Below are 489 nucleotides of genomic sequence, written 5' to 3'. Positions count from 1 at the left end.
CCCATTCATCAAAATATTTTGGATCATCATTTATTCCTTTAATTAATGTTATTCTTGCAACTCTTCTTGTTTTCATTTTTGAAGCAATTTCTAATGATTTTAGAAATCTTTCGCGGTAATCTTTATATAAAGGTGCAGATATTTTTTTATACATTTCTTTATTTGGGGCTTAGTAAATGATATATATAATTGCGTTGGTAATGCATTCTTTTCAATTAATCTTTTAATGCTTCTGGAACTTGTCCAGATGTTAGTATAAATATTGATTTTATCCATGGCCATATTTTTCTTAATATATAATATACTTTCTGCAACATATGGATATAATAATGGTTCTCCTAGATAATGAGAATGTAACATGAGTTGGTTTATCAATAAATTTATCTAATAATTCTTTATTTGCTTTTGGATTTCCATAATATCCAATTAATAATTTCTTTCTTAATTCTCTTAGTTTTTCCATTATTTCTTCAGGTTTATCTACTTCAT

Annotated in this window: 1 pseudogene (only partly in view); it reads right to left on the bottom strand. The window is 25.2% G+C overall.

Features of this window, described 5'->3' with window-relative positions:
- Positions 1-289: 289 nt before the first annotated feature.
- A pseudogene (locus LUA84_RS03315) lies at positions 290-489 on the bottom strand (radical SAM protein); it runs 94 nt beyond the window's last position.

The sequence above is a fragment of the Candidatus Nanopusillus massiliensis genome, assembly GCF_920984865.1.
Note: the sequence above shows the minus strand (reverse complement) of the source record. Positions and strands in the feature narration are given on the sequence as shown.